13 protein-coding genes and 4 tRNA genes are annotated in these 14,298 nt (G+C 56.3%); 12 read left to right on the top strand and 5 right to left on the bottom strand.

Annotated features, from left to right (window positions below):
• The first annotated feature begins 7 nt into the window (after window positions 1-7).
• The 6 genes from wecG to RT197_RS19165 all read left to right on the top strand — a co-directional run bounded on the left by wecG (window position 8) and on the right by RT197_RS19165 (window position 2,849).
• Window positions 8-748 (top strand): lipopolysaccharide N-acetylmannosaminouronosyltransferase, encoded by a 741-nt coding sequence (gene wecG / locus RT197_RS19190; RefSeq protein WP_312952760.1) that lies wholly within the window; start codon window positions 8-10, stop codon window positions 746-748.
• Window positions 749-926: 178 nt separating this feature from the next.
• Complete coding sequence (gene thrP, locus RT197_RS19185; RefSeq protein WP_312952759.1) at window positions 927-2,309, top strand: bifunctional threonine/serine APC transporter ThrP; 1,383 nt, start codon at window positions 927-929, stop codon at window positions 2,307-2,309.
• Between the two features lie 105 nt (window positions 2,310-2,414).
• A tRNA-Arg gene (locus RT197_RS19180) sits at window positions 2,415-2,491 on the top strand.
• 57 nt (window positions 2,492-2,548) lie between these two features.
• Window positions 2,549-2,624, top strand: a tRNA-His gene (locus RT197_RS19175).
• Window positions 2,625-2,647: 23 nt separating this feature from the next.
• Window positions 2,648-2,734: transfer RNA gene (locus RT197_RS19170), tRNA-Leu, on the top strand.
• A gap of 38 nt (window positions 2,735-2,772) precedes the next feature.
• A tRNA-Pro gene (locus RT197_RS19165) sits at window positions 2,773-2,849 on the top strand.
• A 478-nt stretch (window positions 2,850-3,327) separates the two neighbouring features.
• Here RT197_RS19165 and hemY read toward each other — a convergent pair.
• The 4 genes from hemY to hemC are packed head-to-tail and all read right to left on the bottom strand — an operon-like array spanning window position 3,328 to window position 7,378.
• Window positions 3,328-4,524, bottom strand: coding sequence for a protoheme IX biogenesis protein HemY (hemY, locus tag RT197_RS19160; RefSeq protein WP_312952758.1), 1,197 nt, complete (start codon window positions 4,522-4,524; stop codon window positions 3,328-3,330).
• Between the two features lie 2 nt (window positions 4,525-4,526).
• The gene (gene hemX / locus RT197_RS19155; protein ID WP_312952757.1) at window positions 4,527-5,678 is read right to left on the bottom strand and encodes a uroporphyrinogen-III C-methyltransferase; all 1,152 of its coding nucleotides are present in this window, start codon (window positions 5,676-5,678) and stop codon (window positions 4,527-4,529) included.
• A gap of 21 nt (window positions 5,679-5,699) precedes the next feature.
• Window positions 5,700-6,440, bottom strand: a complete 741-nt coding sequence (gene hemD, locus RT197_RS19150) for a uroporphyrinogen-III synthase (RefSeq protein ID WP_312952756.1) — start codon at window positions 6,438-6,440, stop codon at window positions 5,700-5,702.
• On the bottom strand, window positions 6,437-7,378 hold the full coding sequence (gene hemC, locus RT197_RS19145; RefSeq protein WP_312952754.1) for a hydroxymethylbilane synthase: 942 nt from the start codon (window positions 7,376-7,378) through the stop codon (window positions 6,437-6,439). Before hemC ends, hemD begins: the two co-directional genes overlap by 4 nt.
• A gap of 312 nt (window positions 7,379-7,690) precedes the next feature.
• Here hemC and cyaA point away from each other — a divergent pair, with 312 nt between their 5' ends.
• Window positions 7,691-10,234 (top strand): class I adenylate cyclase, encoded by a 2,544-nt coding sequence (gene cyaA, locus RT197_RS19140; RefSeq protein ID WP_312952752.1) that lies wholly within the window; start codon window positions 7,691-7,693, stop codon window positions 10,232-10,234.
• A gap of 45 nt (window positions 10,235-10,279) precedes the next feature.
• Here cyaA and cyaY read toward each other — a convergent pair whose 3' ends face one another.
• Entirely contained in the window at window positions 10,280-10,600 is a 321-nt protein-coding gene (cyaY, locus tag RT197_RS19135; RefSeq protein WP_312952751.1) for an iron donor protein CyaY, read from the bottom strand.
• 244 nt (window positions 10,601-10,844) lie between these two features.
• Here cyaY and lptM point away from each other — a divergent pair, with 244 nt between their 5' ends.
• From lptM to yigB, 5 genes are read left to right on the top strand one after another with little or no spacing between them, the layout of a single operon-like run.
• Complete coding sequence (gene lptM, locus RT197_RS19130) at window positions 10,845-11,048, top strand: LPS translocon maturation chaperone LptM (protein WP_312952750.1); 204 nt, start codon at window positions 10,845-10,847, stop codon at window positions 11,046-11,048.
• A gap of 36 nt (window positions 11,049-11,084) precedes the next feature.
• Window positions 11,085-11,909 (top strand): diaminopimelate epimerase, encoded by an 825-nt coding sequence (dapF, locus tag RT197_RS19125; RefSeq protein ID WP_312952749.1) that lies wholly within the window; start codon window positions 11,085-11,087, stop codon window positions 11,907-11,909.
• Window positions 11,906-12,613, top strand: a complete 708-nt coding sequence (locus tag RT197_RS19120; protein ID WP_312952748.1) for a DUF484 domain-containing protein — start codon at window positions 11,906-11,908, stop codon at window positions 12,611-12,613. The genes dapF and RT197_RS19120 overlap by 4 nt, the downstream gene beginning before the upstream one ends.
• Window positions 12,610-13,512, top strand: coding sequence for a tyrosine recombinase XerC (gene xerC, locus RT197_RS19115; protein WP_312952747.1), 903 nt, complete (start codon window positions 12,610-12,612; stop codon window positions 13,510-13,512). The genes RT197_RS19120 and xerC overlap by 4 nt, the downstream gene beginning before the upstream one ends.
• Window positions 13,512-14,228, top strand: a complete 717-nt coding sequence (gene yigB / locus RT197_RS19110) for a 5-amino-6-(5-phospho-D-ribitylamino)uracil phosphatase YigB (protein ID WP_312952746.1) — start codon at window positions 13,512-13,514, stop codon at window positions 14,226-14,228. Before xerC ends, yigB begins: the two co-directional genes overlap by 1 nt.
• Window positions 14,229-14,298 lie beyond the last annotated feature (70 nt).

Raw genomic sequence — 14,298 nt, 5'->3', positions numbered from 1 at the left:
GATACTCATGACAACTATCACCTCCGCTCCGACTTACACCCTGCGTGGTCTGGAACTCATCGGCTGGCGCGATATGCAGCACGCGCTGGATTATCTCTATGCCGATGGCGAACTCAGGAAGGGAACGCTGGTCGCGATTAATGCGGAAAAAATGCTGGCAGTGGAAGACAATGCCGAAGTACGCGGGCTGATTGAGGCGGCGGAATTTAAATATGCCGACGGGATCAGTGTGGTGCGTTCGGTACGTAAAAAATACCCGCGGGCGCAGGTTTCCCGTGTCGCCGGGGCCGACTTGTGGGAAGCGCTGATGGCGCGCGCAGGGGCGGAAGGTACGCCGGTATTTTTACTGGGCGGCAAGCCGGAAGTGCTGGCGCAAACCGAGGCAAAACTGCGTGCGCAGTGGAACGTCAATATCGTCGGCAGTCAGGATGGCTACTTCACCGCAGAGCAGCGGCCCGCGCTGTTTGAACGCATCCGCGACAGCGGGGCGAAAATCGTCACCGTGGCAATGGGATCGCCAAAACAGGAAATCCTGATGCGCGACTGCCGGTTGATCCACCCTGATGCGTTGTATATGGGCGTCGGCGGCACCTATGATGTTTTTACCGGTCACGTTAAGCGTGCGCCGAAAGTGTGGCAAAACCTGGGGCTGGAATGGCTGTATCGCCTGCTTTCCCAGCCGAGTCGTCTTTCCCGCCAGATCCGCCTGCTGCGATACCTTTCCTGGCATTATACCAACAAGATGTAACTATTCTCTGGTGAATGTGTTGCTGGTTTATTGTGCAATACATTCACTTCTTTTCATCCTTTGTTTGCCATTTTGCGAAAATTGTTAAACCATTCGTGCGCGTTTATTCGCATAAGAATAAGTTCTTACTCATAACTAGAACCGGCAACGCCCGGAAAATTGCAAGCACAGAGGATTTATGTCAGAAAAACAACCGGAGCTTCAGCGAGGACTTGAAGCCCGACATATCGAACTGATCGCCCTTGGGGGCACCATCGGAGTGGGCCTGTTTATGGGAGCGGCAAGCACCCTGAAGTGGGCCGGGCCATCCGTTCTGCTGGCCTATATTATTGCGGGCCTGTTCGTCTTCTTCATTATGCGATCGATGGGCGAAATGCTGTTCCTTGAACCGGTCACCGGGTCATTCGCCGTCTATGCACACCGCTACATGAGTCCATTTTTTGGCTACCTTACCGCATGGTCATACTGGTTTATGTGGATGGCGGTGGGCATCTCGGAGATCACCGCGATAGGGGTTTACGTCCAGTTCTGGTTCCCGGATATGGTGCAATGGATACCCGCGCTGATTGCCGTGGGGCTGGTGGCGCTGGCTAACCTGGCGGCGGTGCGTCTGTATGGCGAAATCGAATTCTGGTTCGCGATGATCAAAGTCACCACCATTATTGTCATGATCGTCGTCGGTCTGGGCGTTATCTTCTTTGGCTTCGGCAACGGCGGACAGAGCATTGGATTTAGCAATCTGACCGAGCACGGCGGCTTCTTCGCAGGCGGCTGGAAAGGCTTTCTGACGGCGCTGTGTATCGTGGTGGCGTCCTACCAGGGCGTTGAGCTGATCGGCATTACCGCTGGCGAAGCGAAAAACCCGCAGGTCACGCTGCGCAGCGCGGTTGGCAAGGTGCTGTGGCGGATCCTGATTTTCTACGTGGGTGCCATCTTCGTTATCGTTACCATTTTCCCGTGGAATGAAATCGGCTCTAACGGCAGCCCGTTCGTGCTTACCTTTGCAAAGATTGGTATTACCGCCGCAGCGGGCATTATCAACTTTGTGGTGCTGACGGCAGCGCTTTCCGGCTGTAACAGCGGGATGTACAGCTGCGGTCGTATGCTCTACGCGCTGGCGAAAAACCGCCAGTTGCCTGCGGCGATGGGAAAAGTTTCGCGCAGCGGCGTGCCGGTGGCGGGCGTGGCGGTCTCCATTGTGATTCTGCTTATCGGCTCGTGCCTGAACTACATTATTCCCAATCCGCAGCGCGTATTCGTTTATGTTTATAGCGCCAGCGTGCTGCCGGGGATGGTTCCGTGGTTTGTGATCCTGATTAGCCAGCTGCGTTTCCGCCGTGCGCATCAGGCGGCGATTGCCAGCCATCCGTTCCGTTCAGTGCTGTTTCCGTGGGCCAACTACTTAACAATGGCTTTTCTGATTTGCGTGCTGATTGGCATGGGCTTTAACGAAGACACGCGTATGTCGCTGTTTGTCGGGATTATTTTCATGGCTGCCGTGACGGTGATTTACAAGGTTTTCGGCCTTAATCGCTTTAGCGTGACGGAAAAAGTGAAGTAATAAGCAGCAAAGTGCGCAAAGCCTGACCAAACGCGCATTTTATTTAAAAAGGCACTGGACAGAGGGGTGGGAAGTCCGTATTATCCACCCCCGCAACGGCGCTAAGCGCCCGTAGCTCAGCTGGATAGAGCGCTGCCCTCCGGAGGCAGAGGTCTCAGGTTCGAATCCTGTCGGGCGCACCATTAACCCGGTGCTGGAGCTGCGGTGGTTTTAATACCGCGTAAAAAAAGATTTCAGTGGTGGCTATAGCTCAGTTGGTAGAGTCCCGGATTGTGATTCCGGTTGTCGTGGGTTCGAATCCCATTAGCCACCCCATTAATTTAAGCGTTTTGTGGAATGCGAAGGTGGCGGAATTGGTAGACGCGCTAGCTTCAGGTGTTAGTGTCCTTACGGACGTGGGGGTTCAAGTCCCCCCCCTCGCACCACTACTTAAATTGAACTAAAAAGTCAAAAAGCAGTACATCGGCGAGTAGCGCAGCTTGGTAGCGCAACTGGTTTGGGACCAGTGGGTCGGAGGTTCGAATCCTCTCTCGCCGACCAATTTTGAACCCCGCTTCGGCGGGGTTTTTTGTTTTCTGCGGCTGTCTGCCCGCGTCTGTGTAATCCTTCCCCGCGCAATAAATGCCGCAAAAATCTACCCCGCACTGCCCCACAATGAACAGCGTCAGTTTTTTATGAATAGCCGGTGTTATCGTCGGTAAAAGTGCGCACTCTGCTGGCGTTCCGCAGACTGGCCTGTGGCGTACAGAATAGTCCGTAAGTGGGCAACCCGGATGACACATCCCGCTGCGTTGTGTAATAATCTGACATGTAGATGCTCATTCCACCTCTTATGTTCGCCTTCTGGCCTCATAAACTCAGGAATGATGCAGAGCCGCTTATGGTGCTTATCGTCCACCTGCCAGATGTCGCTTCGGCCTCATCAAACATCATGGACATAACGTTGAGTGAAGCACCCATTTATGTTGTCAAACAGACCTGTTTTAACGCCTGCTCTGGTTTCAGAGCAGGCGTTTTTTTATGGCTGGGGATTATTTTGCAGGGTCAGCAGCAGACCGTCGCGGCGCATGGCGGCCGCTTCTTCCGGTTTGTGCTGGCGATCGAGGGAATCAGCAAGCCAGGCGTAATCAAACGCATCCGGTCGCTGTTTTAACGCGGCGCGGAAAGCGATACTCGCTTCCTGCCACTCACCGTGCTTCATCAGCGACTGGCCGAGCGTACTCCACAGCAGCGGACGGTCGCCCGCCGTTTTGATCTGCTGACGGAGGATTTTTTCCAGCTGCTCAGGATTGTTCGTTTTCAGACGCGGGATGAGCAGCGTCAGGCGATCGTCGTACTGACGTTTCAGGCCGTCGATGACGATCTGCTGGGCGGTGTCATGATCGTTGCACTCAATCAGGTGATCCGCCATCGCCACCTGTAATGGGATCTGACGGCGCGTCTTACGGCTCTGATTTTTCCACCAGGCTTTCAGTCCGTCGCTGCCCTGATCGGCGCGCGCCTGATCCATCAGGCCAATCCACGCCTGCTCTTCCAGCGCGGCGCGATGCTCTTCATCACCCACGTCGGCTTTCGCCATCGACGGGATAATCTCCAGCAGCGAGCTCCAGGCTCCGGTACGGATATACGCCTGTTCAGCCAGGCGCAGCACTTCCGGGTGACGCGGCGCGACCTCCAGTAAACGGTCAACGTCGCGGCGTGCCGCGTGATCCTCATTTCGCGCCAGATGCAGACGGGTACGGGTGATATCTACCGGGATCACATCGTTGCCTGCCAGTTCTTCCGCCCGCGCCAGATGCTGATTGGCCCGAGCTTCATCGCCGCGCTGTTGCGCCGCTTCCGCTGCCAGCAAATAGTTCACCACCGGCTGCTCGGCGTGATCGGCGTTTTTCGACATCAGTTTCTCAACCTGCTGATAATCGCCTTCCGCCAGTTTCAGCAGCGCCTGTTCGGTCTGCTTACGGGCGCGACGACGTTTGCGTCCGGTAAACCAGCCACGGGTATGCGCCCCGGTGCGCATAATGCGGCGCAGCAGCCATTCCACGGCAAACAGCACCACCATCGCGACGACGAGAATAATCGCCAGGCCGGTGACGCTGGTTTCAATATTGTAGTTATCGGTCTGGATCAGCACGTAACCCTGATGCCCGGCCACCATCGGGCCAAGCACGATGCCCGCCAGCAGCAATGCGAAGAGCAACAATACTTTTAACATGATTACTCTCCTTGTGGCGCAGCGGCAGGCGCGGGTTCAGCATTGGCCGCAGGCTGGGCCAACAGATTACGCACGCGTGTCTGCATGAGCTTTTCCAGAATCGGCTGGCTTTGCAGCGTTTCCGGCACGTCCATCGTGATGCTTTGCTGGCTCAGCGCCTCCAGTTCATCAAGAAAACCTTTGGTGGTGGCATCGTTAGTATCAAAGTAGGCGCGCACCCAGGTAGAGACGTTATCCAGCGCCTGCTTGTAGGTTTCATCCTGATGACGGGGCACCGCCTGAGCGGCAACCAGCAGACGGGAGCGAATGTTTTCGCGCAGGTAAATATCCTGATTCGGTGCCAACAGCGGCACGGCGGTTTCATCACGGCGGCGCACGGTGATGAAGTTGTCCATAAAGTTCTGCCAGCTTTTCTTCAGGTTAACGCGCCATTCGCTCAGGGAGCTGGAAAGCTCATCGCTGTCAGAGTCCATCGGCGAATCATCGTCGTTATTGTCTGCCAGGCTCAGATTATCAATTTGGTTGGAGAGCTGATTCAGCTTGAGAATGATGCCGTCATAATCCACCTGTGAAACGGCGGACAGGCTGGCGACATCATCGGTGATGGCCCGGCGGGCGGTAATCAGACTCGGATCGTTCATGTCCGCCAGGCTGGCGTCGGCGCTTTTCAGCAGTGCAGCCGCCGTAGTGACGTCCTGATCGCTCCACAGCTTACGTCCGGCGAGCTTGACCAGGAAATCCGACTGCGCCAGCAGCCAGGTTTTGGCATCGCTACCGGAGATGGTCGCCACTTTCTGCTGAACTTCATCAAGTTCTTTCGTGAGCGCATCCTGCTGACGCTTCGATTCATCAAGCTGGGACGCCTGCTGTTTGATGATGCCTTCCAGCTCGGTTTTCTGCGACTCCTGGGCTTTTTGCAGCGCGGTTAACTGGCTGACCAGCGCATCGTTGCTTGCATTTTGCCTGGACGCCTGCTGTTTTCCCCAGCTATACAGGCCCACACCGGAAGCCAGCGCAATGGCAATCGCCACGACGCTCAGCACCAGCGGCGTATTGTTTTTGCCTTTCTTCTCAGCTTTTTCTGGCTGTGGCGTGATTTCCACGGCCTCCCTGGTTTCATCAACCACGGCAGAGGAGTTCTGTTGTTCCGTCATTATGGCTTCCCATTATGAGATTTATTGTAATGCGCGTAGCAGCGCATCGTTGTCAGCGTTATCAGCGACCTGAATATGTTGCCAGCCCAGCTCCCGGGCGAGGTGCGCCAGACGCTCGCTGACGACTATCAGCCGACAGCGGAGTAACCAGTGCTCGCGATACCATGGCGGAATGAGCGACCAAAGCTGTTGCAGCATTTCGCCGCTGGTGACGACCAGCGTCGTCACTCCGCGCGTCTGCCAGCGCATCGCTTCTTCCGCACCATCGTAATGTTTTGCACTACGTTGATAGCATTCACAAAACTCGACATCAACGCCGCGTGCGGTCAGAGTTTCCCCTAACAGTTCGCGCCCGCCGTTGCCGCGCAGGATCAGCGCCCGCTTACCTGCAACTTTCTGTAATTCAGGTAATTGTAGCAACACTTCGCTGATTTCCCGATCCTGCGGATAATGAATATCAAATCCGTTCACCGTATGCAGCGCCAGCGCGGTGGTGCGACCAATAGCAAAATAGTCCGGTAACGAAGGCCAGCCAGCGCCTTCCCGCTGAAGCTGCGCATGAGCAAATTCCACCGCGTGCCGGGAGAGGACAAAAAGCAAATCGCCCGCACCGAGCGCCGCCAGCCGGGAATGCAACTGCGCCAGCTCACGGCCTGGCGTAAATTCAATCAGCGGAAAACTCCACGCCACCTGCCCGAGCGCGCACAGTCGGCTCACTAACTCTTCGCCTTGCGGCGTGGGGCGGGTGACCAGGATGCTCATGCAGGTGATTCTCCCTGATAGACCGCGCGCAGAATGTCGCGCGCGCCGTTATCGAGTAGTTCATCTGCCAGCGAAACGCCCATCTGTTCCGCTTCTTCCGGCTTGCCACGGCGTTCGCCGCGCACCACCTGCGAACCGTCCGGCGAGCCTACCAGCCCGCGCAGCCAGATTTCACCTTCGACGATTTCAGCATAGCTACCAATCGGCACCTGACAGCCGCCTTCAAGACGGGTGTTCATCGCGCGTTCTGCTTTCACCCGGATCGCGGTTTCGACGTGATTCAGCGGCGCGAGCAGTTCCCGCGTGCGATCGTCATCCATCCGGCATTCAATGCCTACCGCGCCCTGACCAACTGCGGGCAGAGAAAGTTCAGGCGGCAGCGCTACCCGCACGCGCGACGCCAGCCCCAGCCGCTTCAGACCCGCGACGGCCAGAATAATGGCATCATACTCGCCGTTGTCGAGCTTACTCAGGCGCGTACCCACATTACCGCGCAGGGAGCGAATCACCAGATCCGGGCGCTGTGCGGCAAGCTGGCACTGGCGACGTAAACTTGACGTGCCTACCACGCTGCCGACCGGCAGGGCATCTACGGACTCGTAACGGTTAGAGACGAAGGCATCGCGCGGATCTTCGCGCTCGCAAATCGTTACCAGCCCCAGCCCCAGCGGGAATTCAACGGGAACGTCTTTCATTGAGTGAACGGCGATATCGGCGCGGTTATCCAGCAGTGCCTGCTCAAGTTCTTTAACGAACAGCCCTTTACCGCCGACTTTAGCCAGCGGCGTATCAAGGATTACGTCGCCTTTAGTGACCATCGGCACCAGCTCAACCGTCAGCCCTGGATGGCAGGCCATCAGGCGATCTTTGACATAATGTGCCTGCCATAGCGCCAGCGGGCTTTGGCGCGTGGCAATTCTTATAACATTGTCTAACATGCTTGTTACCGTCATTATCATCTGCTAACCATCCTAACACTGTTGTCTTCGGGATGTCAGTTTTCGCGGTCTGGCCGACGGTAAAGGTAGCGCGCAGAGCTGCGTTTATTGCCGTTAAACGGTGCTACACTTTGTATGTAGTGCATCTTTCTTTACGGTCAATGCGCAAGGTGTTAGATTGATCACGTTTTAAGCCATTTGTTCGTCCAGCTTCTATATTAAAGAAGGACGACAAGCTGGACGTTTACTGGAATTTCTGAAATCTCCTGTTGACGTTTCTGACAGCAGATTTCAAACATCAGGCGATATGTCTTGTACCTCTATATTGAGACTTTGAAACAGAGACTGGATGCCATAAACCAACTGCGTGTCGATCGCGCGCTGGCTGCTATGGGGCCCGCTTTCCAGCAGGTTTACAGTCTACTGCCGACATTGTTGCATTATCACCACCCGCTGATGCCGGGTTACCTCGACGGTAACGTTCCCCAGGGCATCTGCTTTTACACGCCTGATGAAACTCAACGCCACTACCTTGATGAACTCGAACTGCACCGTGGAATGCCGCCGCAGGAGTCGCCGAAAGGCGAACTGCCGATTACCGGTATCTACTCCATGGGCAGCACTTCGTCGGTAGGGCAGAGCTGTTCCTCCGATCTCGACATCTGGGTCTGCCATCAGGCCTGGCTTGATAACGAAGAGCGTCAGCTTCTGCAACGCAAATGCAGCCTGCTTGAAAGCTGGGCCGCATCGCTGGGCGTAGAAGTCAGCTTCTTCCTGATCGACGAAAACCGCTTCCGCCACAATGAAAGCGGCAGCCTCGGCGGCGAAGACTGCGGCTCTACCCAGCATATACTGCTGCTTGATGAATTTTACCGCACCGCCGTGCGCCTCGCGGGCAAGCGTATTCTGTGGAATATGGTGCCGGGCGATGAAGAAGAGCATTACGACGACTACGTGATGACGCTCTACGCGCAGGGCGTATTAACGCCGAACGAATGGCTCGATCTCGGCGGCCTCAGCTCGCTTTCTGCCGAAGAGTATTTCGGCGCCAGTCTGTGGCAGCTCTATAAGAGCATCGACTCCCCGTATAAAGCAGTGTTGAAAACCCTGCTGCTGGAGGCGTATTCGTGGGAGTATCCCAGTACGCGCCTGCTGGCAAAAGATATCAAACAGCGCCTGCACGATGGCGAAATCGTCTCTTTCGGCCTCGATCCTTACTGCATGATGCTGGAGCGCGTGACGCACTATCTCACGGCCATTGAAGACACCACGCGCCTTGATCTGGTCCGTCGATGTTTCTACTTAAAAGTCTGTGAAAAACTCAGCCGCGAACGGGCGTGCGTCGGCTGGCGTCGTGAAGTGATCAGTCATTTAGTCAACGAGTGGGGATGGGACGAAGCGCGTCTCGCCATGCTCGATAACCGGGCAAACTGGAAAATCGATCAGGTGCGCGAAGCGCATAACGAACTGCTCGATGCCATGATGCAAAGCTACCGTAATCTTATCCGTTTCGCCCGCCGCAATAACCTTAGTGTTTCCGCCAGCCCGCAGGATATCGGTGTGCTGACGCGTAAACTTTACGCCGCTTTTGAAGCGCTGCCGGGTAAAGTCACTCTGGTGAACCCGCAGATTTCCCCGGATCTCTCTGAGCCGAACCTGACGTTCATCCATGTGCCGCCAGGCCGCGCCAACCGTACCGGCTGGTATCTGTATAATCGCGCGCCAAATATGGAATCGATCGTCAGCCATCAGCCGCTGGAATATAACCGCTATCTGAATAAGCTGATCGCCTGGGCATGGTTTAACGGTCTGCTGACCTCGCGCACCCGGCTATTCGTGAAAGGGAACGATGCGGTCGATCTGGCAAAACTTCAGGAAATGGTCGCAGACGTTTCGCACCATTTCCCGCTGCGCCTGCCTGCGCCGACGCCGAAAGCGCTCTACAGCCCGTGTGAAATCCGCCATCTGGCGATTATCGTCAACCTTGAATACGATCCGACGGCGGCGTTCCGCAATCAGGTCGTGCATTTTGACTTCCGCAAGCTGGACGTGTTCAGCTTCGGCGAACAGCAAAATTGCCTGGTGGGCAGCGTCGATCTGCTGTATCGCAACTCATGGAATGAAGTGCGTACCCTGCACTTTAACGGTGAGCAAGCGATGATCGAAGCATTAAAAACGATTCTCGGCAAAATGCACCAGGACGCTGCACCGCCGGACAGCGTTGATGTCTTCTGCTACAGCCAGCATCTGCGTGGATTAATCCGTACCCGCGTACAGCAACTGGTTTCCGAATGCGTCGAACTCCGTCTTTCCAGCACCCGTCAGGAAACCGGGCGTTTCAAAGCGCTGCGCGTCGCGGGTCAGACCTGGGGATTGTTCTTTGAACGCCTGAACGTTTCTGTGCAGAAGCTGGAAAACGCCATCGAATTTTACGGCGCGATCTCGCATAACAAGCTGCACGGCCTGTCGGTCCAGGTTGAAACCAATCAGGTTGAACTGCCTGCGGTGGTCGATGGTTTTGCCAGCGAAGGGATCATCCAGTTCTTCTTTGAGGGCACCAGTGACGACAACGGCTTCAATATTTACATCCTCGACGAGAGCAACCGCGCCGAGGTCTATCACCACTGTGAAGGCAGTAAAGAGGAGCTGGTGCGTGACGTCAGCCGTTTCTACTCCTCTTCGCACGACCGCTTTACCTACGGCTCCAGCTTTATCAACTTCAACCTGCCGCAGTTCTACCAGATCGTAAAAGTTGACGGGCGCGCGCAGGTGATCCCGTTCCGCAACCAGCCGCTGACCATTCCTCCGGCAAACCAGGATAACGGCACGCCGCTGTTGCAGCAGTATTTCTCCTGATGGACGCGCCGGATGAGATAGTTACTCCACCATCCGGCAAAAATATTAACGAAAGCTCACCGCTTCCCCTGCCTGCTGGGTCGCCGCCTGTTCCAGCAGATCCCAGAAGGTTTCCCCGCTGCGGTCGCATACCCACTCGTCGCCTTTCAGGTCAAAATGGTAGCCGCCCTGCTTGGTCGCCAGCCATACCTGATGCAGCGGCTCCTGACGGTTAATAATGATTTTGCTGCCGTTTTCAAAGGTAATGGTCAGCACGCCGCCGTTGATTTCACAGTCGATATCGCTGTCGCCATCCCAGTCGTCCAGGCGTTCTTCGATGATCATCCATAACTGGTCGGCGAGGCGATGAAATTCACTGTCGTTCATTAGAGTTTTCCGCTTGCAAGTGAGGCTGACAGTATAAAGGCAACCGCCAGTCTCTGAAACTCCGGTTAACGTCGGCCTGACATCGCAAAACGCTCAGTACAACGCATCCACCTACGTAATCTTGCCTTTGCAGCAGAACAGAGCCGCATTTCAGATTTTATAAAGATCCCCGCTAAACGCTTGCTTTTACCTCTTCTCCTGCGATGATAGACAGCAGAAAGCATGAACTTACAGGCAACTCTTAATGAAAAACGTTTACCGTTCGCTGGCCGTTCTTATCACGCTCTTCAGTCTGACGGGCTGTGGTCTGAAAGGGCCGCTCTATTTCCCACCGGCTGATGAAAAAGCGCCACCGCCGACGAAGAAGGTTGAGCCGCAAACGCAAAGCTCCACGCCAGATCGTAACGATCGCGCAACGGGTGACGGTCCTTCACAGGTTGACTACTGATCGTTTTGTTCTGTCCCCGCGCACATGGAGCAGATAATGCAGTTCTCAAAAATGCATGGCCTCGGCAATGATTTTATGGTCGTCGACGCGGTAACGCAGAATCTCTTTTTTTCACCAGAGCTGATCCGCCGTCTGGCGGACAGGCATCTGGGGGTGGGTTTCGATCAGCTGTTAGTGGTCGAGCCGCCTTACGATCCCGATCTCGATTTTCACTACCGCATCTTTAATGCCGATGGCAGTGAAGTGGCGCAGTGCGGCAACGGCGCGCGCTGCTTCGCTCGCTTTGTGCGCCTGAAAGGGCTGACCAATAAACGCGATATCCGCGTCAGCACCGCGAAAGGGCGGATGGTGCTCAGCGTGACGGAAGACGAACTGGTGCGGGTCAATATGGGCGAGCCAAATTTTGAACCGTCGCAGGTGCCGTTTCGCGCTAACAAAGCGGAAAAAACCTATATTATGCGGGCGGCAGAGCAAACCATACTCTGCGGCGTGGTTTCGATGGGTAATCCACACTGTGTGATTCAGGTTGATGATGTCACCGTCGCCGCTGTGGAAACCCTGGGTCCCATTATGGAAAGCCACGAGCGCTTCCCGGAACGCGCCAATATTGGCTTTATGCAGGTCGTGAGTCGTGAACACATCCGCCTGCGCGTCTATGAGCGCGGTGCGGGCGAAACGCAGGCCTGCGGCAGCGGTGCCTGTGGCGCGGTTGCGGTGGGCATTCAACAAGGGTTACTGGCAGAAGAGGTCCGCGTGGAATTACCCGGCGGACGTCTTGATATCGCCTGGAAAGGTTCGGGCCATCCGCTATTTATGACCGGCCCGGCAACACACGTCTACGACGGATTTATTCACTTATGAAACAGGTTGGGGAAGAGCAACAGGATACGCTGGCCGTGCTGGACGACAGCATCGTGGCGGACTATCTGCTGCAAAATCCTGAATTTTTCATTCGCAATGCCCGCATCGTGGAGCAGATGCAGGTTCCGCATCCGGTGCGCGGTGCCGTCTCGCTGGTCGAATGGCATATGGTCCGGGCGCGGAATTACATCAACCAGATGGAAGATGACATGACGCTGCTGATGGAGCAGGCCAGCGCCAACGAAGGTCTGTTCCATCGTCTGCTGACGTTACAAAATCGTCTTGCGGCCGCCGACAGCCTGGAGGAGATGCTGAATCGCCTTCACCGCTGGGCGCGCGAGCTGGGTCTGGCAGGCGCAACGGTGCGGCTGTTCCCGGATCGCTGGCGCATTGGCGCGCCGTCGCGGTTTACGCATCTGGCGCTCAGTCGCCAGGCGTTTGAGTCGCTGCGCATTCAGCGGCTGGGGCAGGAGCATCATTATCTCGGCTCGCTGAACGGCCCGGAACTGCTTGTCATGCTGCCGGATGCCAAAGCGATCGGCTCGGTGGCGCTCTCATTGCTGGGGCGCGATGGCGATCTGGGCGTGCTGATCTTCAGCAGCCGCGATCCGCACCACTACGAGCCGGGTCAGGGGACACAGCTGCTTCAGGAGCTGGCGCTAATGCTGCCCGCGCTGCTGGAACGCTGGGTTGAGCGCGTATGAGCGATTCCCCGCTGTTCAGCGCGGTAGCGCGTTTTCTGCGCTATCTCGGCGTTGAGCGCCAGCTTAGTCCGGTTACGCTCCTTAATTATCAGCGGCAGCTTGCCGCAATTATCGCCCTCGGTGAAGCTGCCGGGCTACAAAGCTGGCCGCAGTGCGACGCGGCAATGGTGCGTAATATTGCCGTGCGTAGCCGTCGTAGCGGGCTTGGGCCGACCAGCCTGGCGCTGCGTCTTTCCGCGCTGCGCAGCTTTTTCGACTGGCTGATTAGCCAGGGCGAACTGAAAGCAAATCCGGCGAAAGGTATTGCAACCCCGAAGGTGCCGCGCCATCTGCCGAAAAATATTGACGTCGACGATGTGAATCGCCTGCTGGATATCGATCTTAACGATCCGCTGGCGGTGCGCGATCGGGCAATGCTGGAAGTCATGTACGGCGCGGGTCTGCGTCTTTCTGAGCTGGTCGGGCTGGATTGTAAACATCTGGATCTTGATACCGGCGAAGTCTGGGTGATGGGTAAGGGCAGCAAAGAACGTCGCCTGCCCATCGGTCGCAATGCGGTGCAGTGGATTGAGCACTGGCTTGATTTGCGCGGTCTGTTTGGCGGCGATGACGACGCGCTGTTTTTATCGAAGCTCGGCAAGCGTATCTCGGCGCGCAACGTGCAAAAACGATTTGCCGAGTGGGGCATTAAACAGGGGCTGAACAGCCATGTGCATCCGCATAAACTGCGCCACTCTTTTGCCACCCACATGCTGGAGTCGAGCGGCGATCTGCGCGGGGTGCAGGAACTGCTGGGCCATGCCAATTTGTCGACCACCCAAATCTATACCCATCTTGATTTTCAACACCTTGCGTCCGTCTACGATGCGGCGCATCCACGCGCGAAACGGGGGAAATGATGCGATTTTACCGACCGCTGGGGACCCTCTCAGCCCTCACTTTTGACCTCGACGACACCCTCTACGATAACCGTCCGGTGATCCTGCGTACTGAGCAGGAAGCGCTCGCGTTCGTGCGCAGCTACCATCCGTCGCTGGTGGCGTTAGAAAACAGCGATTTTCAGCGTCTTCGCCAGGCGTTGCGTCAGGCAGAACCAGAGATTTATCATGATGTTACCGAATGGCGTCGGCGGGCCATCGAGCAGGCGATGCTGGATGCCGGACTGAGCGCTGAAGAAGCGGCGGAAGGTGCGCAGGCCGCAATGGTCAACTTTGCGACCTGGCGCAGCCGGATTGACGTGCCGCAGGAAACCCACGACACGCTGGCGCGCCTTGCCGAAAAATGGCCGCTGGTGGCGATCACTAACGGTAATGCCCAGCCGGAACTGTTCGGCCTGAACAACTATTTCCAGTTTGTTCTGCGCGCCGGGCCGGACGGTCGCTCGAAGCCGTTCAGCGATATGTACGATCTGGCGGCACAGCGTCTCAACGTGCCGCTGGATGAAATCCTTCACGTCGGGGACGATTTAACCACTGACGTCGCCGGAGCGATCCGCTGTGGTATGCAGGCTTGCTGGATCAAGCCGGAAAACGCCGATCTGATGCGCACCACCGATAGCCGCCTGTTACCGCATATTGAAATTTCGCGGTTGGCATCCCTCTCCACGCTGATATAATCACCAGTAGTTCTGTATAAAATTCCAGGGTTTTGGCGGATTTTCCGCCTTTCTCACTTATCCGGCGGTG

The sequence above is a fragment of the Superficieibacter sp. genome, from assembly GCF_032071645.1.
In the GTDB taxonomy this organism is placed as follows: Bacteria; Pseudomonadota; Gammaproteobacteria; order Enterobacterales; family Enterobacteriaceae; genus Superficieibacter.
Note: the sequence above shows the minus strand (reverse complement) of the source record. Positions and strands in the feature narration are given on the sequence as shown.

Coding starts and splice junctions, on each gene's coding strand:
- lptM (WP_312952750.1), top strand. CDS start 10,845: ATGAAAAACGTTTACCGTTCGCTGGCCGTTCTTATCACGCTCTTCAGT.
- xerC (WP_312952747.1), top strand. CDS start 12,610: ATGAGCGATTCCCCGCTGTTCAGCGCGGTAGCGCGTTTTCTGCGCTAT.
- hemD (WP_312952756.1), bottom strand. CDS start 6,440: ATGAGCATCCTGGTCACCCGCCCCACGCCGCAAGGCGAAGAGTTAGTG.
- wecG (WP_312952760.1), top strand. CDS start 8: ATGACAACTATCACCTCCGCTCCGACTTACACCCTGCGTGGTCTGGAA.
- dapF (WP_312952749.1), top strand. CDS start 11,085: ATGCAGTTCTCAAAAATGCATGGCCTCGGCAATGATTTTATGGTCGTC.
- yigB (WP_312952746.1), top strand. CDS start 13,512: ATGCGATTTTACCGACCGCTGGGGACCCTCTCAGCCCTCACTTTTGAC.
- thrP (WP_312952759.1), top strand. CDS start 927: ATGTCAGAAAAACAACCGGAGCTTCAGCGAGGACTTGAAGCCCGACAT.
- cyaY (WP_312952751.1), bottom strand. CDS start 10,600: ATGAACGACAGTGAATTTCATCGCCTCGCCGACCAGTTATGGATGATC.
- RT197_RS19120 (WP_312952748.1), top strand. CDS start 11,906: ATGAAACAGGTTGGGGAAGAGCAACAGGATACGCTGGCCGTGCTGGAC.
- hemX (WP_312952757.1), bottom strand. CDS start 5,678: ATGACGGAACAACAGAACTCCTCTGCCGTGGTTGATGAAACCAGGGAG.
- hemC (WP_312952754.1), bottom strand. CDS start 7,378: ATGTTAGACAATGTTATAAGAATTGCCACGCGCCAAAGCCCGCTGGCG.
- hemY (WP_312952758.1), bottom strand. CDS start 4,524: ATGTTAAAAGTATTGTTGCTCTTCGCATTGCTGCTGGCGGGCATCGTG.